This window comes from Flavobacterium micromati (assembly GCF_900129585.1).
In the GTDB taxonomy this organism is placed as follows: domain Bacteria; phylum Bacteroidota; class Bacteroidia; order Flavobacteriales; family Flavobacteriaceae; genus Flavobacterium; species Flavobacterium micromati.
On sequence record NZ_FQWF01000006.1, the window covers coordinates 178,396 to 201,835 of the forward strand.

Annotated in this window: 19 protein-coding genes and 4 tRNA genes; 21 read left to right on the forward strand and 2 right to left on the reverse strand. The window is 34.1% G+C overall.

Translation table 11 applies throughout. The features are described from left to right. The first annotated feature begins 137 nt into the window (after window positions 1-137). Together BUB42_RS08325 and BUB42_RS08330 are read left to right on the forward strand one after the other, a co-directional pair. Entirely contained in the window at window positions 138-1,025 is an 888-nt protein-coding gene (locus BUB42_RS08325; protein ID WP_073019080.1) for a ComEA family DNA-binding protein, read from the forward strand. 168 nt (window positions 1,026-1,193) lie between these two features. Further along, the gene (locus BUB42_RS08330) at window positions 1,194-2,363 is read left to right on the forward strand and encodes an acyl-CoA dehydrogenase family protein (protein ID WP_073019081.1); all 1,170 of its coding nucleotides are present in this window, start codon (window positions 1,194-1,196) and stop codon (window positions 2,361-2,363) included. A 152-nt stretch (window positions 2,364-2,515) separates the two neighbouring features. On the opposite strand, the gene BUB42_RS08335 is transcribed toward BUB42_RS08330, so the two are convergent. Next, on the reverse strand, window positions 2,516-3,583 hold the full coding sequence (locus BUB42_RS08335) for an endonuclease/exonuclease/phosphatase family protein (protein ID WP_073019083.1): 1,068 nt from the start codon (window positions 3,581-3,583) through the stop codon (window positions 2,516-2,518). A gap of 104 nt (window positions 3,584-3,687) precedes the next feature. On the opposite strand from BUB42_RS08335, the gene rpsU reads away from it, so the two are divergent. The 18 genes from rpsU to BUB42_RS08425 all read left to right on the forward strand — a co-directional run bounded on the left by rpsU (window position 3,688) and on the right by BUB42_RS08425 (window position 19,671). Then, the gene (gene rpsU / locus BUB42_RS08340; protein WP_035670421.1) at window positions 3,688-3,882 is read left to right on the forward strand and encodes a 30S ribosomal protein S21; all 195 of its coding nucleotides are present in this window, start codon (window positions 3,688-3,690) and stop codon (window positions 3,880-3,882) included. Between the two features lie 67 nt (window positions 3,883-3,949). Next, window positions 3,950-4,846 (forward strand): tyrosine-type recombinase/integrase, encoded by an 897-nt coding sequence (locus BUB42_RS08345; RefSeq protein WP_073019085.1) that lies wholly within the window; start codon window positions 3,950-3,952, stop codon window positions 4,844-4,846. A 33-nt stretch (window positions 4,847-4,879) separates the two neighbouring features. Then, a complete protein-coding gene (gene hpf / locus BUB42_RS08350; protein WP_073019087.1) occupies window positions 4,880-5,182 on the forward strand; it encodes a ribosome hibernation-promoting factor, HPF/YfiA family in 303 nt (100 codons plus the stop codon). A 90-nt stretch (window positions 5,183-5,272) separates the two neighbouring features. Next, window positions 5,273-5,346 (forward strand) — tRNA-Thr (locus BUB42_RS08355). Between the two features lie 151 nt (window positions 5,347-5,497). Then, window positions 5,498-5,578, forward strand: a tRNA-Tyr gene (locus tag BUB42_RS08360). A gap of 51 nt (window positions 5,579-5,629) precedes the next feature. Beyond that, window positions 5,630-5,701: transfer RNA gene (locus tag BUB42_RS08365), tRNA-Thr, on the forward strand. Window positions 5,702-5,754: 53 nt separating this feature from the next. Beyond that, window positions 5,755-6,942: an elongation factor Tu gene (gene tuf, locus BUB42_RS08370; RefSeq protein ID WP_073019089.1), complete on the forward strand. Its 1,188-nt coding sequence runs from the start codon at window positions 5,755-5,757 to the stop codon at window positions 6,940-6,942. Between the two features lie 60 nt (window positions 6,943-7,002). Beyond that, window positions 7,003-7,073: transfer RNA gene (locus tag BUB42_RS08375), tRNA-Trp, on the forward strand. Between the two features lie 16 nt (window positions 7,074-7,089). Continuing rightward, window positions 7,090-7,287 (forward strand): preprotein translocase subunit SecE, encoded by a 198-nt coding sequence (gene secE, locus BUB42_RS08380; RefSeq protein WP_073019091.1) that lies wholly within the window; start codon window positions 7,090-7,092, stop codon window positions 7,285-7,287. A gap of 10 nt (window positions 7,288-7,297) precedes the next feature. After that, window positions 7,298-7,849: a transcription termination/antitermination protein NusG gene (gene nusG, locus BUB42_RS08385; protein WP_073019093.1), complete on the forward strand. Its 552-nt coding sequence runs from the start codon at window positions 7,298-7,300 to the stop codon at window positions 7,847-7,849. 68 nt (window positions 7,850-7,917) lie between these two features. Continuing rightward, a complete protein-coding gene (gene rplK, locus BUB42_RS08390; protein ID WP_073019095.1) occupies window positions 7,918-8,355 on the forward strand; it encodes a 50S ribosomal protein L11 in 438 nt (145 codons plus the stop codon). A 13-nt stretch (window positions 8,356-8,368) separates the two neighbouring features. After that, complete coding sequence (gene rplA, locus BUB42_RS08395) at window positions 8,369-9,058, forward strand: 50S ribosomal protein L1 (RefSeq protein ID WP_073019097.1); 690 nt, start codon at window positions 8,369-8,371, stop codon at window positions 9,056-9,058. A 22-nt stretch (window positions 9,059-9,080) separates the two neighbouring features. Next, window positions 9,081-9,593, forward strand: coding sequence for a 50S ribosomal protein L10 (rplJ, locus tag BUB42_RS08400; protein ID WP_073019098.1), 513 nt, complete (start codon window positions 9,081-9,083; stop codon window positions 9,591-9,593). A gap of 90 nt (window positions 9,594-9,683) precedes the next feature. Beyond that, window positions 9,684-10,052 carry a 50S ribosomal protein L7/L12 gene (rplL, locus tag BUB42_RS08405; RefSeq protein ID WP_073019100.1) on the forward strand — a complete coding sequence of 123 codons (369 nt, stop codon included), beginning with the start codon at window positions 9,684-9,686 and terminating at the stop codon, window positions 10,050-10,052. 274 nt (window positions 10,053-10,326) lie between these two features. Further along, window positions 10,327-14,139, forward strand: coding sequence for a DNA-directed RNA polymerase subunit beta (gene rpoB / locus BUB42_RS08410; protein WP_073019102.1), 3,813 nt, complete (start codon window positions 10,327-10,329; stop codon window positions 14,137-14,139). Window positions 14,140-14,368: 229 nt separating this feature from the next. Then, the gene (gene rpoC, locus BUB42_RS08415) at window positions 14,369-18,679 is read left to right on the forward strand and encodes a DNA-directed RNA polymerase subunit beta' (protein WP_073019103.1); all 4,311 of its coding nucleotides are present in this window, start codon (window positions 14,369-14,371) and stop codon (window positions 18,677-18,679) included. Between the two features lie 81 nt (window positions 18,680-18,760). Beyond that, window positions 18,761-19,066: a DUF3467 domain-containing protein gene (locus BUB42_RS08420; protein WP_073019105.1), complete on the forward strand. Its 306-nt coding sequence runs from the start codon at window positions 18,761-18,763 to the stop codon at window positions 19,064-19,066. 251 nt (window positions 19,067-19,317) lie between these two features. Then, the gene (locus BUB42_RS08425; protein WP_073019107.1) at window positions 19,318-19,671 is read left to right on the forward strand and encodes a hypothetical protein; all 354 of its coding nucleotides are present in this window, start codon (window positions 19,318-19,320) and stop codon (window positions 19,669-19,671) included. 113 nt (window positions 19,672-19,784) lie between these two features. Here the strand turns inward: BUB42_RS08425 and BUB42_RS08430 are convergent, their stop codons facing one another. Beyond that, on the reverse strand, window positions 19,785-21,374 hold the full coding sequence (locus BUB42_RS08430; RefSeq protein WP_073019109.1) for a peptide chain release factor 3: 1,590 nt from the start codon (window positions 21,372-21,374) through the stop codon (window positions 19,785-19,787). A gap of 583 nt (window positions 21,375-21,957) precedes the next feature. Between BUB42_RS08430 and BUB42_RS08435 the strand changes: the two genes are divergently transcribed. Continuing rightward, window positions 21,958-23,367 (forward strand): peptidylprolyl isomerase, encoded by a 1,410-nt coding sequence (locus BUB42_RS08435; RefSeq protein ID WP_073019111.1) that lies wholly within the window; start codon window positions 21,958-21,960, stop codon window positions 23,365-23,367. Window positions 23,368-23,440 lie beyond the last annotated feature (73 nt).

The window sequence follows — 23,440 nt, forward strand, 5'->3', positions numbered from 1 at the left end:
CTTTGTCAAACCGAAATTTAAGTTGTTGTCTAAAAAATTTTTGCGCATCCGCAAATTTTTATCAGATACGACGAACTTTCTTTTTTTAATTTATAAATTTAGGCATCCGTTTTAATAAGTAATCCCAATTAAAGCAAATGAGTTTTAAATCGATACAAAGCTATTTTAGATTTTCAAAAGAGCAACGAAAAGGCATATTTTTACTTTTTCTGATAATACTTACTCTTCAATGTGTTTATTTTTTCAGCGATTTTTCTAGTTCTCCAAACAACGATCCTGAAAAACAAAAATGGATAGCACTTCAAGTTGAAATAGATTCAATGAAAAGTATCAATAAAAACAAGGCAACAAAGAGCTATGCATTCAATCCAAATTTCATTACAGATTATAAAGGTTATAAATTAGGTATGTCAGTTGCAGAAATCGATAGATTATTAGAATTTCGTAAAACGAATAAGTATCTAAACTCCGCTGAAGAATTTCAGATGATCACGAAAGTTTCAGATTCATTATTAAAGACAATGCAGCCGTTTTTTAAATTTCCTGAATGGGTCAAAAATAAAAAGCAGATTAAGAAATTCGAAAATTTTAATGATAAGGCTTTTGCCAAAAAAGAAAAGATTATTATACTTGACATTAATTCGGCTACTAAAGAAGATTTAATCAAAGTTTACGGAATTGGAGATGCAATCTCGATGAGAATTTTAAAGCAAAAGGAAATTTTAGGAGGGTTTATTTCGATGGAACAAATGCAGGATATTTGGGGTTTGTCACCAGAAGTAATTGAAAGTTTACACAGACAATTTAAAGTTATAACAGTTCCTAACATAAAAAAAATTGATATCAATAACGCTTCGTTAAAAGAACTTTCGCAATTCTATTACTTTCGATATGCACTAGCCAAAGAAATCATTACCCAAAGAAGCATGAATGGAGATTTTAAAAATATTGAGGATTTAACAAAAATTAAGGGCTTTCCTGTTGATAAAGCGAAAATAATTACATTATATTTGGTCTTTATTTAGAAGTTCATAATATGTTATGATGAGAACTTCTAAAACACCTTAAAATAGAGGTTCAGAAACGGGAACTATTAAGGTTAAATTGTAAAACAAAAAAGTGATTTGGAGATACAAAGTAAGTGCTTTGTTTATTTGTCAGTTTAATTAATTAAAAAAAAAGATAAAAGTTATATGGAATCAATTTATTTCACAGAAGAGCACCAATTATTTAGAAAGAGTTTAAAAGAATTTCTACAAAAAGAAGTTGTTCCTCATATTGAGAAATGGGAGAAAACGGGAACAATCGAGCGTTTTATATGGAAAAAGTTTGGAGAAATGGGTTTCTTCGGAATATCATACCCTGAAGCTTACGGTGGTTTAAATTTAGATTTATTTTATACCGTTATTTTTCTTGAAGAACTTCAAAAAATCAAGTCCTCAGGTTTTGCTGCTGCGATGTGGGCTCACGCTTATCTTGCAATGACACATTTAAATGCCGAAGGTGATGAAAGAATTAAACAAGATTATTTAGTACCAAGTATTGCTGGTGAAAAAATTGGTGCTTTGTGTATTACGGAACCGTTTGGAGGCAGTGACGTTGCAGGTATGCGCACTACCGCAGTAAAAAACGGGAATAAGTACATCATCAATGGTTCCAAAACGTTTATCACAAACGGTGTTTATGCTGATTATTATATTGTAGCTGCAAAAACAGATCCAAGTCAAGGAAATAAAGGAATTAGTATTTTTCTAGTGGATACAACAACACGCGGAATTTCAGCAACCAAATTAGATAAATTAGGTTGGAGAGCTTCGGATACCGCAGAAATTGCATTTGATAACGTAGAGATTCCAGTGGAAAATTTGATGGGTGAAGAAGGAAAAGGTTTTCCTTATATCATGCAACACTTTGCATCGGAGCGACTAATAATGGCTATAAATGGTCACGCTAGAGCCGAGTATGCGATTGATTATACGATTGAATATATGTCACAACGAGAGGCTTTTGGAAAAAAAATAGATAAGTTTCAAGCGTTACGTCATAAAATTGTAGAACACGCAACAGATGTTGAGCACTGCAAAGTATTTAATTATGCCGCTGCTGCGCGACTTGACAAAGGTGAGTATGTAGTTAAGGAGGCGACAATGGCCAAATTGAAATCGACTAAAGTTGCTGATGAGACAATTTATAGTTGCTTGCAAATGCTAGGAGGTTACGGTTATATGGAGGAATATCCATTAGCTCGTTTATTAAGAGATAGTCGTTTAGGGCCAATAGGTGGTGGAACATCTGAAATCTTGAAAGAGATTTTGTCAAAAATGATAATCGATAACAAAAATTATGAGCCTGCTGTTAATTAAGAAATATCAGTTATAAAACATAATGGTGGTCAACGGAAATTTTTGTTACTTTAATCGTTGCTGCTATTTTTGTCTAATTAACGGATACGGTAATTTAAATTATTTACAAGATTTTTAAAAGCATAATTAAATTTTAAATGAAAAAGCGACATTCAATCCCGATTGTCGCTTTTTTCATTTATACCTTCTTGAATTATTTCGTGTACTGTTTCGCGTTCTTCATCTTCTAATTCATTTACTAAATGTTCCTGTTTTGCTGTCTTTCTATTTATAAAAAATTTAGCGCAAATTGGAAAATGATCAGAACCAAAATACCCAAGGCTTTTCAAATCCTCAACAAATACATCAGGAGTATGAAACATTAAATCAATTGGAAATCTCAAAAACCAATACTTAGTATGAAAAGTCGAGATAAAGCCTCGCCCAATTCTGCCATCAATTGTCTCACTTGTTTTTCTAAATAAGATAGATGATTTAGCCCATGCCACATTATTAAAATCTCCTAGTACAACACAAGTATCAGCATTTTCTTTTATTTTTTTAGCAATGCTCAAAAGTTCACCATCGCGTTCTTTGGCATTTTCCTCCTCGGTAGGACTAGGTGGCGGTGGATGAACAGCAAAAAAAGTAAAATTATAATTGTCATGCGTCGCAATTTTTGCTTCTATACTTGGTAAATCATCAGCGACAAAATAATGTATTGAATGATGTAATATTTCTAACTTAGAATACAAGTGCATACCATAAGTATTATCAAGACTTACTTTGACGCTATATTTATAACTTGCGTCTAATACACTGAGTGCTTTTTCCCAACTTTCATCAGACTCCATCGTTAAAATAATATCGGGATCGTTTTGATTTACTAGTTTTAAAAACGCATCATATTGCTTATTGTCCTGATATACGTTAGCCGATAATACAGAAATAGTCTTCGATGATGATTCGCCCTGTTCTTTCTTGATTGATACATAAAAGCGAGTGTATTTAAAAAGCATCGCAGCATGAATAATTATACTAACGGCTGTTAAAAATTGTAGCGATCGAATTGAAATCGAGAAGTTTACTAAGAAAATAATACTACTTATTAGTAGTATCAATTGCAATAGGAATATTTGAATTTTGGCAAATTCAAAAAATCTATAAAACCAATGTGAAAGCGGTAAGTAGGGTAGTAAACTTGCAATTAATAATAGAGTTGAAATAATAATAAACCACATAGATTTTTAGATTTGGTGTAAAAATAATTAAAAATACACAAATCCTTGTTAGTTCGTTTTATTATTCTACTTTTGCACACTTAAAGAAAGGGGGTGTCTATATTATGTTAATTATACCAATTAAAGACGGAGAAAATATCGATAGAGCGTTAAAACGTTACAAAAGAAAATTTGATAAAACAGGAACTGTACGTCAATTAAGAGCACGTACTGCTTTTATAAAGCCTTCAGTTACCAATAGAATCAAAATTCAAAAAGCGGCTTATATCCAAAATATGAGAGATAACTTAGAAAGTTAGTCGATTCCATTAAATAAAATATCGTTAGTCATCAAAAATTTATAAATTTGATGCTAACGGTTTTTTTATGCGTACAAATTTAGATTCTTTCCGCAATTATCTCGAGTTCGAGAAAAAATATTCTCCACATACCATAAAGGCTTATTGTGATGATCTCTGCTCTTTTAAAACATTCAATAAAATACATTTTGATCAGGAAAATATAGATCAAGTTCATTATAGTCAAATTAGAGCTTGGATAGTTTCATTAGTTGATAAAGAGGTCTCTGCAGTATCTGTCAATAGGAAGGTAGCTTCGTTAAAAGCTTTTTTTCGATTTTTACTAAAAATAAAAGAAATAGAAGTTAGTCCACTATTAAAACACAAAGCACTCAAAGTTTCAAAAATCATCCAGATTCCTTTTTCTGAAAAAGAGATTAATGCTGTTCTGGATCAAATGCAGCAAACAGTTGGTTTTGAAGAAGTACGAAACAAACTAATAATTGATTTATTATACACCACGGGAATAAGGCGGGCGGAATTAATTAGCCTAAAGTTAAAAAATATTGACCTAACAAGTAATACCATAAAAGTGTTAGGTAAGCGAAATAAAGAACGTATTCTTCCGGTTTTACCAATAATTATCGATCAGTTTCAACTTTATTTGAGGCAAAGGGAATCTCTAATAATTATAGTTGATAGTGATTATTTTTTGCTGACAAAAAAAGGATTAAAATTGAATGAATCTTTAGTGTATCGATTAATAAATTCTTACTTTAGTGCTATATCTCAGAAGGTGAAAAAAAGTCCGCACATTTTAAGACATACTTTTGCAACACATTTGTTAAACAATGGAGCAGATTTAAATTCGGTCAAGGAATTGTTGGGTCATTCTAGTTTAGCTTCAACTCAAGTATACACACACAATAGCTTGTCAGAACTTAAAAGCGTTTATAAAGATGCTCATCCAAGAGGTAAGAAATGATTTTGTAAGGATTATTAATTAAACATTAAAATTATGAAAGTAAGTATCCACGCGGTTAATTTCACGGTTGACAAAAAACTAGTAGATTTTGTCCAAGAAAGATTAGATAAGCTTGAAAAATATTATGACAAAGTCGTATCAGCTGATGTGTTTTTAAAAGTTGAAAATATAAGTGAAAAGGAAAATAAAATTGTAGAGGTAAAAATAAATGTTCCCGGAGACGATTTTGTGGTTAAAAAGCAATGTAAAACTTTTGAAGAAGCAATAGAAATTGCCTCTGAATCGTTAGAGCGATTATTAGTTAAAAGGAAAGAAAAAATTAGTTCACATATTTAATTTAATTTTTTTTAAAAAATGTTTTGATTGAGAGATAAAATCTATACATTTGCAGTCCGTTAGAAATAGCGGACTTTTTTTATTGAAATTGCCAGCGTAGCTCAGTTGGCTAGAGCAGCTGATTTGTAATCAGCAGGTCGTGGGTTCGAGTCCCTCCGCCGGCTCAAAAAAAATTAAAGGTGTCGCTAATGATTTTCTTCTTTGGATCTGTAAGGACGAGAAGTTTATCCCGAGCGAAGTCGAGGGGAGTCCCTCCGCCGGCTCAATATTGCAAATGCGATTTGTTATTTGAATTATTGGAATGTTAAAAAAAATGGGGAGATACTCAAGCGGCCAACGAGGGCAGACTGTAAATCTGCTGTGTGAACTTCGCAGGTTCGAATCCTGCTCTCCCCACGATTTCATTACTTCTCCCTCTAATTTGGAGAGAGTCAGGGTGAGGCATCTGCCGACTTAGCTCAGAGGTAGAGTGCTTCCTTGGTAAGGAAGAGGTCACGGGTTCAATTCCCGTAGTTGGCTCAAATAAGTAGGTAATAAAAATTAATATATAACAAGATTAAAAATTAAGTAAAATGGCAAAAGAAACCTTTAACCGTAACAAGCCCCACTTAAACATTGGTACAATTGGGCACGTGGATCACGGAAAAACTACATTAACTGCAGCGATAACTAAAGTATTATCTGATGCTGGTTACTGTCAAGCAAAATCATTTGATCAAATTGATAATGCTCCTGAAGAAAAAGAAAGAGGTATTACAATTAATACATCTCACGTTGAGTATGAAACAGCAAATCGTCATTACGCTCACGTTGACTGTCCAGGTCACGCGGATTATGTAAAAAACATGGTTACTGGTGCTGCACAAATGGATGGTGCTATTCTTGTGGTAGCTGCAACTGATGGGCCAATGCCACAAACACGTGAGCATATCCTTTTAGGTCGTCAGGTTGGTATTCCTAGAATGGTTGTATTCATGAATAAAGTGGATATGGTTGATGACGAGGAATTATTGGAACTTGTTGAAATGGAAATTAGAGACTTATTGTCTTTCTACGAATATGATGGAGATAATTGTCCAGTTATTCAAGGGTCAGCTCTTGGAGGATTAAACAGTGATCCAGCTTGGGTACCAAAAATTATTGAATTGATGGCAGCTGTTGATGTATGGATTGAAGAGCCTATACGTGATACTGCAAAGCCTTTCTTGATGCCAGTTGAAGATGTATTTACAATTACTGGTCGTGGAACTGTTGCCACAGGTCGTATCGAAACAGGTATTGCTAATACAGGAGATGCTGTAGAGATCATTGGTATGGGAGCTGAAAAATTAACTTCTACTATTACAGGAGTTGAGATGTTCCGTAAAATCCTTGATAGAGGTGAAGCAGGAGATAACGTAGGATTATTGTTGCGTGGTGTTGATAAAGAATCTATCAAAAGAGGAATGGTTATCATTAAGCCAGGTTCAGTAAAACCACACGCTACTTTTAAAGCTGAGGTTTACATCTTGAAAAAAGAAGAAGGTGGTCGTCATACACCATTTCATAATAACTACCGTCCACAGTTTTATGTACGTACTACTGACGTAACAGGAGTTATTACTTTACCAGAAGGAGTTGAAATGGTAATGCCAGGAGACAACTTAACTATCAATGTATCTTTATTAAGCCCAATCGCAATGAGCGTAGGTTTACGTTTCGCTATCCGTGAAGGTGGTAGAACAGTAGGTGCTGGTCAAGTAACTGAGATTGTAGGATAGTATCCTAAAAAAATATAAAACCAGTTATTTTCTTAACTGAAAAATAACTGGTTTTTAATTACGGGCGTAGTTCAAGGGTAGAATAGCGGTCTCCAAAACCGTTGATGGGGGTTCGAATCCCTCCGCCCGTGCAAAAAACAAATCACAATGACAAAAGTTGTAAATTACATATCGGAAGCATTTGAAGAATTAAAGTCAAATGTAACTTGGCCAGAATGGTCTGAGGTGCAGCGTTTAACGATTGTTGTAGCCGTATTTTCAGTATTATTCGCCTTGGCAACATGGGGAGTTGATGAAATTTTTGCAAAAGCTTTAGCTGGATTTTTTAACTGGATAAAAGCTTAAATTTTGTGTTATGGCAGATAGTAATGTAAAAAAATGGTACGTAGTTAGAGCGGTGAGCGGACAAGAGAATAAGGTTAAATCATACATCGAGACCGAAATCGCAAGATTAGAGATGACCGATTATGTTTCTCAAGTCCTAGTACCTACTGAAAAAGTCGTTACCGTTAAAGAAGGTAAAAAAATAATCAAAGACAAGGTTTATTTCCCTGGTTATGTAATGATTGAGGCAAATCTTGTTGGAGAAATACCTCATATTATTAAATCTATAACAAGCGTTATTGGTTTCTTAGGTGAAATTAAAGGTGGCGAGCCTGTTCCGTTAAGAATATCAGAAGTAAATAGAATGTTAGGCAAAGTAGATGAGCTAGCGGTTAATACTGATACTCGCGCTATTCCTTTCAATATAGGGGAAACTATTAAGGTTGTTGATGGTCCTTTTAATGGTTTCAATGGAACTGTTGAAAAAATTAATGATGAAAAGCGTAAACTAGAAGTAATGGTTAAGATTTTCGGTAGAAAAACACCATTGGAGTTGAGTTTTATGCAAGTTGAAAAAGTATAATTTTTTGTTACATCTATAATATCCATTGCAATCGCTTCCAATGATTGTGATGTTAAATTTTTTAAAAAATGGCTAAAGAAATTAGTAAGGTAGTTAAACTACAAGTTAAGGGAGGTGCTGCGAACCCGTCGCCACCGATTGGACCTGCTTTAGGAGCTGCTGGTGTGAACATCATGGAGTTCTGTAAGCAATTTAATGCTAGAACTCAGGATAAAGCCGGCAAAGTATGCCCAGTACAAATTACTGTGTATAAAGACAAATCATTTGATTTTGTCGTAAAAACTCCTCCTGCGGCAGTCCAGTTAATGGAAGCTGCAAAGCTAAAGTCCGGATCTGGTGAGCCAAATCGTAAAAAAGTAGCTAGCGTTACTTGGGATGTTATCAAGGTGATTGCCGAAGATAAAATGGTAGATTTAAATGCATTCACAATCAATTCTGCTATGAGCATGATTGCTGGAACAGCTAGATCTATGGGTATAACTGTATCAGGAGACGCTCCTTTTTAATTAAGAAAAAGACATGGCAAAATTGACAAAAAAGCAAAAAGAGGCTGCTTCAAAAATTGAAAAGAATAAACTATATTCTCTTAAAGATGCTGCGGCATTGATAAAAGTAGTTGCTTCTGCAAAATTTGATGAGTCTGTTGATATCGCAGTGCGTTTGGGTGTTGATCCAAGAAAAGCGAATCAAATGGTTAGAGGTGTAGTAACGTTACCTCATGGAACTGGTAAAGATGTTAAAGTACTTGCATTAGTGACTCCAGATAAAGAAGCGGAAGCTTTAGCAGCTGGTGCTGATTATGTAGGTCTTGACGAGTATTTGCAAAAAATTAAAGACGGTTGGACTGATGTTGATGTAATTATCACGATGCCATCTGTTATGGGTAAATTAGGTCCATTAGGTCGTATATTAGGACCTAGAGGTTTAATGCCTAACCCTAAAACAGGTACTGTAACTATGGATGTTGCAAAAGCTGTTCAAGAGGTAAAAGCTGGTAAAATCGATTTTAAAGTTGATAAAACTGGTATTGTGCATGCAGGAATTGGGAAAGTTTCTTTTGGAGCTGAACAAATTGTTGACAATGCTCACGAAATTATTCAAACATTAATCAAACTTAAACCAACTGCGGCTAAAGGGACTTACATCAAGAGTATTTACCTAACTAGCACAATGAGTCCTGCAATTGCATTGGATCCTAAAGCAGTATAATTGGTAGTTAAAAATTTTTAGTATGACTAGAGAAGAAAAATCAATTGCGATTGAAGTTTTAACTGCACAGTTAGCCGGTACAAACATAGTTTATGTATCTGATATTTCTGGTATGAATGCAGAGACTACTTCAAACTTGAGAAGGGCTTGTTACAAAGCAGGTATTAAATTAGAAGTTGTTAAGAATACTTTGCTTGCAAAAGCAATGGAAGCTTCTGATAATGATTATGGTGACTTACCTTCTGTATTGAGTGGTAACAGTGCGATCTTTATTTCAGATGTTGCTAATGCACCTGGAAAGATAATTAAAGATTTTCGTAAAAAATCGGATAAGCCGGTTTTAAAGGGAGCTTTTATCAATTCTGAGGTTTACATTGGTGATGATCAATTAGATGCATTAGCAACAATTAAATCTAAAGAAGAGCTTATTGGAGAAATCATCGGATTGCTTCAGTCGCCAGCTCAAAGAGTTATTTCTGCACTGCTAAACCAATTTGCGAAAAGCGAAGAGGCTTCAGAAGAAGTGGAAGCATAATAAAATCAGGGTTGAACTCTGCTTTTATTAATTAAAAAGCGCACAATAAATTAATTATATTTTACAAATCATTTTAAAACGATAGAAAAAATGGCAGATTTGAAACAATTCGCAGAACAATTGGTTAACCTTACAGTAAAAGAAGTTAACGAATTAGCAACAATATTGAAAGATGAGTACGGAATCGAACCAGCTGCTGCAGCTGTAGTAGTTTCAGGTGGTGGTGAAGCTGCTGCTGAAGATGTTCAAACAGAATTTACAGTTGTATTGAAAGCAGCAGGTGCTTCTAAATTAGCTGTAGTTAAATTGGTAAAAGAACTAACAGGTTTAGGTTTGAAAGAAGCTAAAGATGTAGTTGATAGTGCACCAAGTAACGTAAAAGAAGGTGTTACTAGAGAAGAGGCTGAAGGGCTTAAAAAATCTTTAGAAGAAGCAGGAGCTGAGGTTGAACTTAAATAGTTAACTTCTGTTTTGAGAATTAGGTTTAGGTCTTAGGTGTATGTCTAAGGCCTAAACCATTTTTCGTATAATAAAATTATTTCAATTTTTATTATAAAATAGCATAAATACAAAAAGGTTTTTAAATCAATACGATGAAAGAAAATGGGGTTTGGACTTGCTCTTAAACTATTTTTAAAGATGTATTGGTTATAAAAAAAAAGTATAGATTGTTTTATATATTAAACAGTGTTTTGCACTAAAACTACTTTTTTTAATCAAAATTTCTCCATTGATGATCACAAATCAGACTGAAAGATTAAATTTTGCCTCAACAAAAAACATACCTCAATATCCAGATTTTCTAGATGTTCAGGTTAAATCGTTTAAAGATTTTTTTCAATTAGAAACTAAATCTGACGAGAGAGGCGACGAAGGGCTTTACAATACCTTCATGGAAAATTTCCCTATTACAGATACAAGAAATAATTTTGTATTGGAATTCCTTGACTATTTTGTAGATCCACCACGTTACACAATTCAAGAATGTATAGAAAGAGGTCTGACTTATAGTGTACCTTTAAAAGCAAGGTTAAAACTATATTGTACAGATCCAGAGCATGAGGATTTTGAAACGATTGTTCAAGATGTATATCTTGGAACAATTCCTTACATGACGCCAAGCGGTACTTTTGTTATCAATGGTGCTGAACGTGTAGTTGTTTCGCAGTTACATAGATCGCCAGGTGTTTTCTTTGGACAATCTTTCCATGCAAATGGAACTAAACTGTATTCTGCAAGAGTAATTCCTTTTAAAGGTTCTTGGATAGAATTTTCTACAGATATAAACAGCGTAATGTACGCCTATATTGATAGAAAGAAAAAATTACCTGTAACTACTTTATTCCGTGCTATTGGATTTGAAAGAGACAAGGATATCCTTGAAATTTTTGACCTTGCAGAGGAAATTAAAGTTTCTAAAACAGGTCTAAAAAAATATATCGGTAGAAAATTAGCTGCTCGTGTATTGAATACATGGCATGAAGATTTCGTAGATGAGGATACTGGTGAGGTAGTTTCTATCGAACGTAACGAAATTATTCTTGATAGAGATACTATTATCGACAAAGATAATGTAGAAGAAATCATTGATTCTAACGTTAAATCTATTTTGCTACATAAAGAAGATGCTAATCAAGGTGATTATGCGATCATTCATAATACGTTGCAAAAAGATCCAACAAACTCTGAAAAAGAAGCTGTTGAACATATTTATAGACAATTACGTAATGCTGAACCGCCTGATGAAGAAACGGCTCGTGGTATTATAGATAAATTGTTCTTTTCTGATCAACGTTATAACTTAGGTGAAGTTGGTCGTTATAGAATAAATAAAAAATTAGGTTTAGATACTCCAATGGAAAAGCAAGTCTTAACCAAAGAAGATATCATAACTATTGTAAAATATTTGATCGAATTAATCAACTCTAAAGCAGAGATTGATGATATTGATCACTTATCAAACCGTCGTGTAAGAACAGTTGGAGAACAATTGTCACAACAATTCGGTGTAGGTTTAGCGCGTATGGCTAGAACTATTCGGGAGAGAATGAACGTTAGAGATAACGAGGTGTTTACACCTATAGATTTGATTAATGCTAAAACGTTGTCATCTGTTATCAACTCTTTCTTTGGAACAAACCAGTTGTCACAGTTTATGGATCAAACAAATCCACTTGCTGAGATCACGCACAAGAGAAGATTATCTGCACTAGGACCAGGTGGACTTTCTAGAGAAAGAGCTGGATTTGAGGTACGTGACGTTCACTATACGCATTACGGACGTTTATGTCCAATTGAAACTCCTGAGGGACCAAACATTGGTTTGATTTCATCTCTTGGTGTTTATGCTAAAGTAAACGGAATGGGTTTCATTGAAACGCCTTATCGTAAAGTAACAAACGGAACTGTAGATTTAGTTTCTACGCCAGTTTACTTAAGCGCAGAAGAAGAAGAAGGAATGATGATTGCTCAGGCAAATATCCAAATGGATGCCAATGGAAAAATTACTGCCGAAGACGTAATTGCACGTCAAGAAGGTGATTTCCCTGTAATTGAACCTACAAGAGTTGATTATACAGATGTGGCCCCAAATCAAATTGCTTCTATTTCTGCTTCATTGATTCCTTTCTTGGAACATGATGATGCGAACAGAGCGTTGATGGGATCTAACATGATGCGTCAGGCCGTACCATTAATTCGTCCTGAAGCTCCAATTGTAGGAACCGGTTTAGAGCGTCAAGTAGCTTCTGATTCTAGAGTATTGATAAATGCTGAAGGAGATGGAGTTATCGAATATGTAGATGCCAATATCATTACAATCAAATACGACCGTACTGAGGAAGAAAGAATGGTAAGTTTTGAATCTGATGAGAAAACATACAATCTAATCAAATTTAGAAAAACCAATCAAGGTACAAGTATCAACCTTAAACCTATCGTAAGAAAAGGGGATAGAGTGGTTCTTGGTCAAGTCTTATCAGAAGGTTATGCAACTCAAAATGGTGAATTAGCTTTAGGTAGAAACTTGAAAGTGGCGTTTATGCCATGGAAAGGGTACAACTTTGAGGATGCTATTGTAATTTCTGAAAAAGTAGTACGTGATGATATTTTTACTTCTATTCACGTTGATGATTATTCATTAGAAGTGAGAGATACTAAATTAGGTAACGAAGAATTAACGAACGATATACCGAACGTTTCTGAAGAAGCTACTAAAGATTTAGATGAAAATGGTATGATTAGAATTGGAGCCGAGGTTAAACCTGGTGACATTCTTATCGGAAAAATTACTCCAAAAGGAGAATCAGATCCTACTCCGGAAGAGAAATTGCTTCGTGCAATCTTTGGGGACAAAGCAGGTGATGTAAAAGATGCTTCATTAAAAGCATCTCCTTCATTACATGGTGTTGTTTTAGATAAAAAATTGTTCGCAAGAGCAGTGAAAGATAAACGTAAACGTACGCAAGATAAAGATGCTTTAGGCGCTTTAGAAATGGAATTTGAAACTAAATTTGTTGAATTAAAAGATAAATTAGTAGAGAAGCTTTTCGTGATTGTGAACGGTAAAACATCTCAAGGTGTAATGAATGATTTGGGTGAAGAGGTTTTACCAAAAGGTAAAAAATACACTCAAAAAATGCTTTATGCTGTTGAAGATTTTGCTCACTTAAGTAAAGGTCAATGGGTTGCTGATGATGCAACTAATAAAATGGTTAATGATTTAATTCATAACTATAAAATTAAATTGAACGATTTACAAGGTGCATTACGTAGAGAAAAATTCACAATTACTGTTGGTGATGAATTGCCAGCTGGAATTTTGAAATTAGCTAAAGTATATATTGCCAAAAAGCGTAAGTTGAAAGTTGGGGATAAAATGGCGGGACGTCACGGTAACAAAGGTATTGTTGCTCGTATCGTTCGTCATGAAGATATGCCTTTCCTTGAAGATGGAACGCCAGTTGATATTGTGTTGAACCCACTTGGTGTACCGTCACGTATGAACATTGGTCAAATTTATGAAACGGTATTAGGTTGGGCTGGTCAAAACTTGGGTAGAAAATTTGCTACTCCTATTTTTGATGGAGCAACTTTAGATCAAATCAATGAGTTGACTGACGAAGCTGGAATACCTCGTTTTGGACATACGTATTTATATGATGGGGGAACTGGAGAGCGCTTTAATCAAGCTGCAACAGTTGGAGTTATCTATATGTTGAAACTAGGTCACATGGTTGATGATAAGATGCACGCACGTTCTATTGGGCCGTACTCTTTAATCACACAACAGCCTCTTGGTGGTAAAGCACAATTTGGTGGACAACGTTTTGGAGAGATGGAAGTTTGGGCTCTTGAGGCTTATGGAGCGTCAAGTACTTTACGTGAAATCTTAACAGTTAAATCGGATGACGTAATTGGTAGAGCTAAAACTTACGAAGCAATCGTTAAGGGAGAATCTATGCCAGAACCAGGATTACCAGAATCATTCAATGTATTAATGCATGAATTGAAAGGTCTAGGTCTAGATATTCGTTTAGAAGAATAATATAATTCCGACGTAGAGACGTTGCATTTCAACGTCTCTACCCGGTATTTATAAAAGTTTTTAAGATTTATACCCGTAAACCGTTCCGATTTTTTATAAATATTTAATGTATTTATAACTAGCACTTCTAATTTGAAGTTTAGAGAAGTAACCCGAGGAGTAGAGACGTTATATTGTAACGTTTAAACAAAATCAATTTTTAATTGCAAATAAATCAATAGTAAAAACTATGATCAACAATAGAAATAATAATAAAGATAAGAATCCTGTAAAAAGATTCAGCAAAATTTCGATAGGATTAGCTTCGCCAGAATCTATCCTGAAGGAATCAAGAGGAGAGGTTTTAAAGCCTGAAACAATTAACTATCGTACGCACAAGCCAGAGCGTGACGGTCTTTTTTGTGAGCGTATTTTTGGTCCAGTAAAAGACTTTGAATGTGCTTGTGGTAAATACAAAAGAATTCGTTACAAAGGAATTATTTGCGACCGTTGTGGTGTTGAAGTTACCGAGAAAAAAGTACGTAGAGATAGAGTAGGTCACATCAACCTTGTTGTGCCAATTGCTCACATCTGGTATTTTCGTTCTCTTCCAAATAAAATAGGTTATATCCTTGGCCTACCATCTAAGAAATTAGATATGATAATCTACTACGAGAGATACGTAGTAATCCAAGCCGGTATAGCTAAAAACGCAGAAGGTGAATCAGTTCAAAGATTAGACTTCCTTACAGAAGAAGAATATTTGAATATCCTTGACACTCTTCCTGCTGACAATCAATATCTTGATGATTTTGATCCAAATAAATTTGTTGCCAAAATGGGAGCAGAATGTATTATGGATTTATTAGCAAGAACTGATTTAGATCAATTGTCTTACCAATTAAGACATAATGCCAATAATGAAACGTCTAAACAACGTAAAACAGAAGCATTAAAAAGATTACAAGTTGTTGAATCTTTCCGTGAGTCTAACTTGAACCGTGAAAATCGTCCTGAATGGATGATTATGAAAGTGGTACCAGTTATTCCACCAGAATTGCGTCCGCTTGTGCCACTTGATGGAGGTCGTTTTGCAACTTCAGATTTGAATGATTTATATCGTCGAGTAATTATACGTAACAATCGTTTGAAAAGATTAATGGAGATTAAAGCTCCAGAGGTAATCTTGAGAAATGAGAAGCGTATGTTGCAAGAATCTGTAGATTCATTATTTGATAACACTCGTAAAGCATCTGCAGTTAAAACAGAATCTAACAGACCATTAAAATCATTATCTGATTCCCTAAAAGGTAAGCAAGGACGTTTCCGTCAAAACTTACTAGGAAAACGTGTGGATTATTCTGCTCGTTCGGTAATTGTTGTTGGACCTGAATTAAAATTATCTGAATGTGGTATCCCTAAAGATATGGCAGCAGAATTGTACAAGCCTTTTGTTATCCGTAAATTGATTGAAAGAGGAATTGTAAAAACGGTAAAATCAGCTAAAAAAATAATAGATAAGAAAGAGCCAGTAGTTTGGGATATCCTTGAAAATGTAATTAAAGGCCACCCGATATTACTAAATCGTGCTCCTACTTTGCACAGATTAGGTATTCAAGCATTCCAACCAAAATTAATTGAAGGAAAAGCCATCCAGTTGCACCCTTTAGTTTGTACTGCATTTAATGCGGATTTTGATGGGGATCAAATGGCAGTTCACTTGCCTTTAGGACCAGAAGCTATCTTAGAAGCACAGCTATTAATGTTGGGTTCTCATAACATTCTGAATCCTGCAAATGGAGCTCCTATTACAGTACCTTCTCAAGACATGGTGCTTGGTCTTTATTACATGACCAAAGAACGTTTGTCAACTCCTGAACTTAAAATTTTAGGAGAAGGAATCACTTTCTATTCTGCTGAAGAAGTAAATATTGCTTTGAATGAAGGTAGAGTTGAGTTGAATGCTCGTGTTAGAATTAGAGCTAAAGATTTTAATGAAGCTGGAGAATTAGTATTTAAAATTATCCAAACAACTGCTGGTCGTGTATTGTTTAATGAAGTAGTACCAGAAGCAGCTGGATATATCAATGATGTATTGACTAAGAAAAACCTTAGAGACATTATTGGACACGTTTTAAGTTCTACTGATGTGCCTACAACTGCGGCTTTCTTGGATAACATGAAAGACATGGGTTATAAATTTGCCTTCAAAGGTGGTTTATCATTCTCACTTGGAGACATTAGAATTCCAGAACAAAAACCAAAATTAATTGCAGATGCCAGAGAACAAGTTCAAGGTATTTCTGCTAATTATAATATGGGTCTTATAACAAATAACGAACGTTACAACCAAGTTATTGATGTGTGGACTTCAGCAAATGCTCAATTGACAGAGTTAGCAATGAAAAACATTAGAGAGGACCAACAAGGTTTCAACTCTGTGTATATGATGCTTGATTCTGGAGCAAGGGGTTCCAAAGAACAAATTCGTCAGTTAACTGGTATGCGTGGTTTGATGGCTAAGCCAAAAAAATCTACCGCTGGTGGTGGTGAAATTATTGAAAACCCAATTCTTTCTAACTTTAAAGAAGGTCTTTCTATCCTTGAGTACTTTATTTCTACTCACGGTGCGCGTAAAGGTCTTGCAGATACGGCTTTGAAAACTGCCGATGCAGGATACTTAACAAGAAGATTGCACGATGTATCTCAAGATGTTATTGTTAACATCGAAGATTGTGGTACACTTAGAGGTGTGGAAGTTTCAGCATTAAAGAAAAATGAGGAAATTGTAGAATCATTAGGAGAAAGAATATTAGGTCGTGTTGTTTTACAAGATTTAGTTAATCCTTTGACTAATGAAATCTTGATTCACGCTGGTGAGCAAATCACAGAAGCAATAATGAAATTAATTGACGCTTCTCCTATCGAGAAAGTGGAAGTTCGTTCACCATTAACTTGTGAAGCGTTAAAAGGAATTTGTGCTAAATGTTACGGTAGAAATTTAGCTACTGGTAAAATGACACAAAGAGGTGAGGCAGTTGGTGTAATTGCAGCACAATCTATTGGAGAACCAGGAACGCAGTTAACTTTACGTACGTTCCACGTAGGTGGAGTTGCGGGTGGTATTTCTGAGGAATCTAGCATTGTTGTTAAATTTAATGGTAAGCTTGAAATCGAAGACTTGAAAACCGTTAAAGGTGAAGACAGTGAAGGAAATGCAGTTGATATTGTGGTATCTCGTTCAACAGAATTAAAATTAATTGATGAGAAAACGGGTATTTTATTAAGTACCAATAACATTCCTTACGGTTCAAGTATTTTTGTTAAGGACGGTCAGTCTGTTGTAAAAGGAGATGTAATTTGTAAATGGGATCCGTATAATGGAGTTATCGTTTCTGAATTTACGGGTAAAATTGCTTACGAAGATTTAGAGCAAGGGCAATCATTCATGGTTGAAATTGATGAGCAAACTGGTTTCCAAGAAAAAGTAATTTCTGAATCTAGAGCTAGTAAATTAATTCCAACTTTATTGGTTTACGGTAAAGATGGCGAATTGATTCGTTCTTATAACTTACCAGTTGGAGCCCACTTGATGGTTGACAACGGTGAGAAAATTAAAGCAGGTAAGGTATTGGTAAAAATTCCTCGTCGTTCTTCTAAATCAGGAGATATCACTGGAGGTTTACCTAGAATTACAGAGTTGTTAGAAGCTCGTAATCCTTCTAATCCAGCTGTAGTATCTGAGATTGATGGTGTTGTTTCTTTTGGAAAAATCAAAAGAGGTAACCGTGAAGTTGTGATTGAATCAAAATTCGGGGATATTAGAAAATACCTAGTTAAATTATCAAGCCAAATTCTAGTTCAAGAAAATGACTTTGTAAGAGCAGGTGTTCCTTTGTCTGATGGAGCAATTACTCCAGACGATATTTTAAGAATTCAAGGTCCAGCAGCTGTTCAACAGTATCTGGTAAATGAAATTCAAGAAGTATACCGTTTACAAGGGGTGAAAATTAACGACAAACACTTTGAGGTAGTAATACGTCAAATGATGCGTAAGGTAAGAGTTCAAGATCCAGGTGATACATTATTTTTAGAAGATCAATTAATTCACACTAAAGATTTTATCGTTCAAAATGATAAATTATATGGTATGAAAGTAGTTGAAGATGCTGGAGATTCTAGTGCACTCAAGGAAGGTCAAATTATTACCCCTCGTGAGTTGCGTGATGAAAACTCTTTACTGAAACGTACTGATAAAAATCTTGTTGTAGCGCGTGATGTCGTAACGGCTACTGCTACACCAGTTTTACAAGGTATTACAAGAGCATCTTTGCAAACGAAATCATTTATTTCTGCTGCATCGTTCCAGGAAACTACTAAGGTGTTAAATGAAGCTGCAGTTGCAGGTAAAATCGATTACTTAGAAGGATTGAAAGAAAATGTAATTGTTGGACATAGAATCCCTGCTGGAACCGGTATGAGAGAATATGATCATACAATTGTAGGTTCAAAGGAAGATTACAATGACATGATGGCTAGTAAAGAGGAATATATTTATTAAGGTTTTAGTGCTTAGTCCTTAGCACTTAGCTTCAAAGCTAATTACTGAGGACTAATGGACTAACCACTAAGTACTAAAAATATGAAAGATCAACAACAGGAACAAATAAATATTGAATTGGATGAGAAAACAGCTGAAGGAATTTATTCCAACTTAGCTATAATCAATCACTCTTCATCTGAATTTGTTTTGGATTTTGTCAGCATCATGCCGGGAATTCCAAAAGCTAAGGTAAAATCAAGAATTGTCTTGACACCTCAGCACGCGAAGAGATTGCTAAAAGCAATTGGTGAAAATATTCATCGTTTTGAAGCCGCTCATGGCGAAATCAAAGATACGGAGCAAGTTCCTATTCCGCTTAACTTTGGTCCTGCGGGACAAGCATAATAATCTAAAAAGGCTTTCACTACGGTGGAAGCCTTTTTTTTTAGCTTACAGCGGGTATCAAATAATTTAGTACAGAAAATTGAAATAAAAGTACAGTGTTACACTTAGCTAGAATTTTCAGAGTGAATCAAACTTACTTTAAACGAGTAAAATGGTTATTGATCGAAAAAATTTTAGATGCCTTTACAATTGATATAAGTTTGCGCTCTAAATAATGTGATAATTCATCACATTATAAAAGTTCAATTTTTATGCTATATTTTTTCTCAAACACAAATTCAAATAAAGCTTTAAAATTTATTGTAATTTTTGTTTTTATTTTGGCTTCACATACCACTGTTTCTGCGCAAAATGACACTAATGTAGCAACAGAAAATGAAATAATTTCCGAGAATAAAGTTGGAAATGGTTCGGAAGTTTCCTCCTCAAATACTTCGAATTTTATACTTTGGTTTATGGGTACGAAGCAAGATCCAATTATCAAAATGCCTGCAGAGCATTCTAATCTGAAAAAGCAAATGATTATTTTGGGAACAGCGCCAAACCGTCTGCTAATGAAAGCGTTTTTAAAAAAAGCAACAAACTTAGATAGTATGATTTCCTAAGAAAATTTACATAAAAAAAAACGCTAATTTTTCAATTAGCGTTTTTTTTTGCTTAATTCTAGTTTTAAATAAGGATCGACAATGATTCAATTATTTGTCTTAGAAATTCTTTGTTATTCGAATTCTGATGTGAAAAATAATTTTACATTTGGATATTTGTTTTGAGTCATCTGTATTGTAAAATCAGAATCAGCTAGAAAAACTAATTGTCCATATTTGTCATGAGCTAAAAATTTCTGCTTGATACGTCTAAACTCTTTAAATTCGTCGCTTTTTGGATCATTTGGTTTTACCCAGCAAGCCTTATGAACTGGAAAATTTTCATACGTACATTTTGCTCCATATTCATGCTCTAAACGATATTGAATAACTTCGTACTGAAGCGCGCCAACCGTTCCAATGATTTTTCTATTATTCATTTCTAGAGTAAATAATTGAGCTACACCTTCATCCATCAGCTGATCTATTCCTTTATCCAATTGTTTCGCTTTCATTGGATCAGCATTGTTGATATACCTGAAATGTTCAGGAGAGAAGCTTGGAATCCCTTTAAAACTCATTATTTCGCCTTCTGTCAAAGTATCGCCAATTTTAAAGTTTCCAGTATCATGTAAACCTACAATGTCTCCTGGATAGGAAATATCTACTATTTCTTTTTTTTCAGCAAAAAAAGCATTTGGACTCGAAAATTTTAAATTCTTTTTTTGGCGAACGTGATAGTACGGTTTATTTCTTTCAAAGGTTCCAGAAACAATTTTTATAAATGCCAACCTATCTCTATGTTTTGGATCCATATTAGCATGAATTTTAAAAACAAATCCAGTCATTTTTTCTTCCTTTGAATCAACTAATCGAGTTTCTGATTCTTTGGCTCTTGGAGATGGAGCAATTTCTACAAAACAATCTAATAATTCCCTTACTCCAAAATTATTCAGCGCTGAACCGAAAAATACAGGCTGTAATTTTCCATCTAAATAATCTTGCTGATCAAATTTAGGATAAACTTCATCAATCAATTCTAATTCCTCTCGTAATCTATCTGCTGGCTTTTGACCTATTATTTTTTCTAATTCTGGATTTTTCACATCGGAAAAAGCAATTGTTTCTTCAATATTCTTTCTATTATCGCCGCTAAATAAATTAATATTTTGTTCCCAAAGATTATAAATACCTTGAAAATCGTAACCCATTCCAATAGGAAAACTTAATGGGGTAACCCTCAAACCTAGTTTTTGCTCTACTTCATCCATCAAGTCGAATGCGTCTTTTCCTTCGCGGTCTAATTTATTGATAAAAACAATTATTGGAATCTTTCGCATTCTACATACGGCAACTAATTTTTCTGTTTGTTCTTCAACGCCCTTTGCAACGTCAATTACTACAATGACACTATCTACCGCGGTCAAAGTGCGAAAAGTATCTTCCGCAAAATCCTTATGTCCTGGAGTATCTAAAATATTTATTTTTTTGTCCTTATAATTGAATGCCAAAACAGAAGTAGAAACTGATATTCCTCTTTGTCTTTCAATTTCCATAAAGTCACTTGTAGCACCTTTTTTTATTTTATTGTTTTTTACGGCACCTGCTTCTTGAATAGCACCACCAAAAAGGAGGAGTTTTTCAGTAAGTGTTGTTTTTCCGGCATCAGGATGTGAAATAATCCCGAAAGTTCTTCTGCGTTGTATTTCTTCTAAAAAGCCCATATTTGTATAAATAGGGTGCAAAAGTACTATTTATATATGCCATTTAAAAAAATTGAGAAACTAAATTAAAATTTGAGAAGCGTGATAATTTTTCTATTGTTAATGAAAATTGATTACTTAATTATTAATGCTCATTTTAGAATTATTTATTTAAAATTGTTTGGGCCAAAAGATATAATTGTGTTTGAATTCCGTAACTCCTGTTTTTGTTTATCAAATGCTCAATTTATTGACTTTTTCCTTTAGTGCTATTTTGTTAACGATGCATTAAAACTCATTTGTTTTAGTTAGTAACGTGTGTAATTAGCTAAATTTTTCTATTGGGATAAAGATCGCAATTAACGATATAATTTTTTGTTAATAGTAGGTTCGAAACTTGTATTATATAATTGAATTGTTATTTTTGCTCCTTGCAAATTTTACTGTAGCTAACGTATTGCAATAGAATCCTTTTTTGAGTGTTATTCTTAAAGCGTATATTTGCAAAAATAAGCTTGTACGTTTTGCAGAGAGCGTAAAATAGTCATCAAGAGTATTTGCTATTAACAGCTATAAATAACTATACCAATAAAATAAATCACCAATGAAGTTCATTAATTATAGAATTGCGCTTACCTTTTTTCTTTTACTCTTTACAAATTTTATTTTAAGTGCCCAAGAAATTATTAATGATTCGGTAGTTGCTCCTGTTATCAAAAAGCAAACTACTGGAAAGCTTAAAATTGACGGTGTAATCGCAACAGTTGGAGATTATATTATTTTAGACTCGGACATTGACAAATCTTTTCTCGAAATATCAGCTCAAGGTGGTTCTGTAAAGGATATATCAAGATGCCAGATGCTTGGAAAATTATTAGAAGATAAACTATATGCTCACCAGGCAATTCAAGACAGCATTGTTGTAACTGATTCTGAGATCAAGGGAATGATGGAAGAGCGTGTAAGTTACATGGTTCAGCAAATAGGTTCACTTGAAAAAGTGATTCAATATTATAAGAAAGATACAGAGGAGGAGTTTAGAAGTTATTTTTCCGATATTTTGAAAGAAGGAAAACTGACTTCAGAAATGCAGAAAAAAATTGTTGACGCTGTTGAAATTACTCCAGAGGAAGTACGCAACTATTTCAAAACAATTCCCAAAGATGATTTGCCTTTGTTTGGTGTTGAATTAGAAGTTGCTCAAATTATAGTAGAACCCAAAGTTTCGGAAGCAGATAAGCAAAAAGTAATTGATCGATTAAATGGTTTCAAAAAAGAAATAGAGGAAGGTTCCAGTTTTTCAACGAAAGCAGTATTGTATTCTCAAGATCCTGGATCACGTGCTACAGGTGGTTATTATAAAATGAACCGCAAAACTCCATTTGTCAAAGAATTTAAAGAAGTAGCTTTTAGTTTAGCAGAAGGTGAAATTTCAGCACCATTTGAAACAACCTTTGGTTATCATATAATTTATGTCGAAAAAATCCGTGGACAAGAAGTGGAATTAAGACATATATTATTAGCTCCTTCTGTGACGGAGGCAGCTTTAACTGAAGCGAGAGAAAAAATTACGCTGATTAAGAAAAGGATTCAGGATAAAGAACTAACTTTCGCGCAAGCGGCAAGAACATTATCTGATGAAAAAGAAACAAGAGCAAATGGCGGAGCTCTTATCAATCCAAAAACGCAAGACACACGATTTGAATTGACTAAAATGGATCCCGCTTTTTACAGTCAGGTGTCTAATTTAAAAGCTAATCAGGTTTCAGATCCAATTTTAGAAGAGGTGGAAGAGGGAAAGAAAAAATTTAAATTGGTAACCGTTACCAATAGAATAGATGAGCATACTGCTGATTATGGAAAAGATTTTATTAAAATCAAAGATTTGGCGCTAAAGAGCAAACAAATTACTGCTATTGGAAAATGGTTTGATGAAAAGATAAAAGAAACATACATTAAAATCATTGGAGAATATAGAGATTGTGATTTTACAAATAATTGGCTCAAAAAATAGATCTATTTTATTAGTATATCACAGAAAAGAGGTAAAAAGTTTTCGTTAAATAAGAGAAAGAGTTAGTTTTATG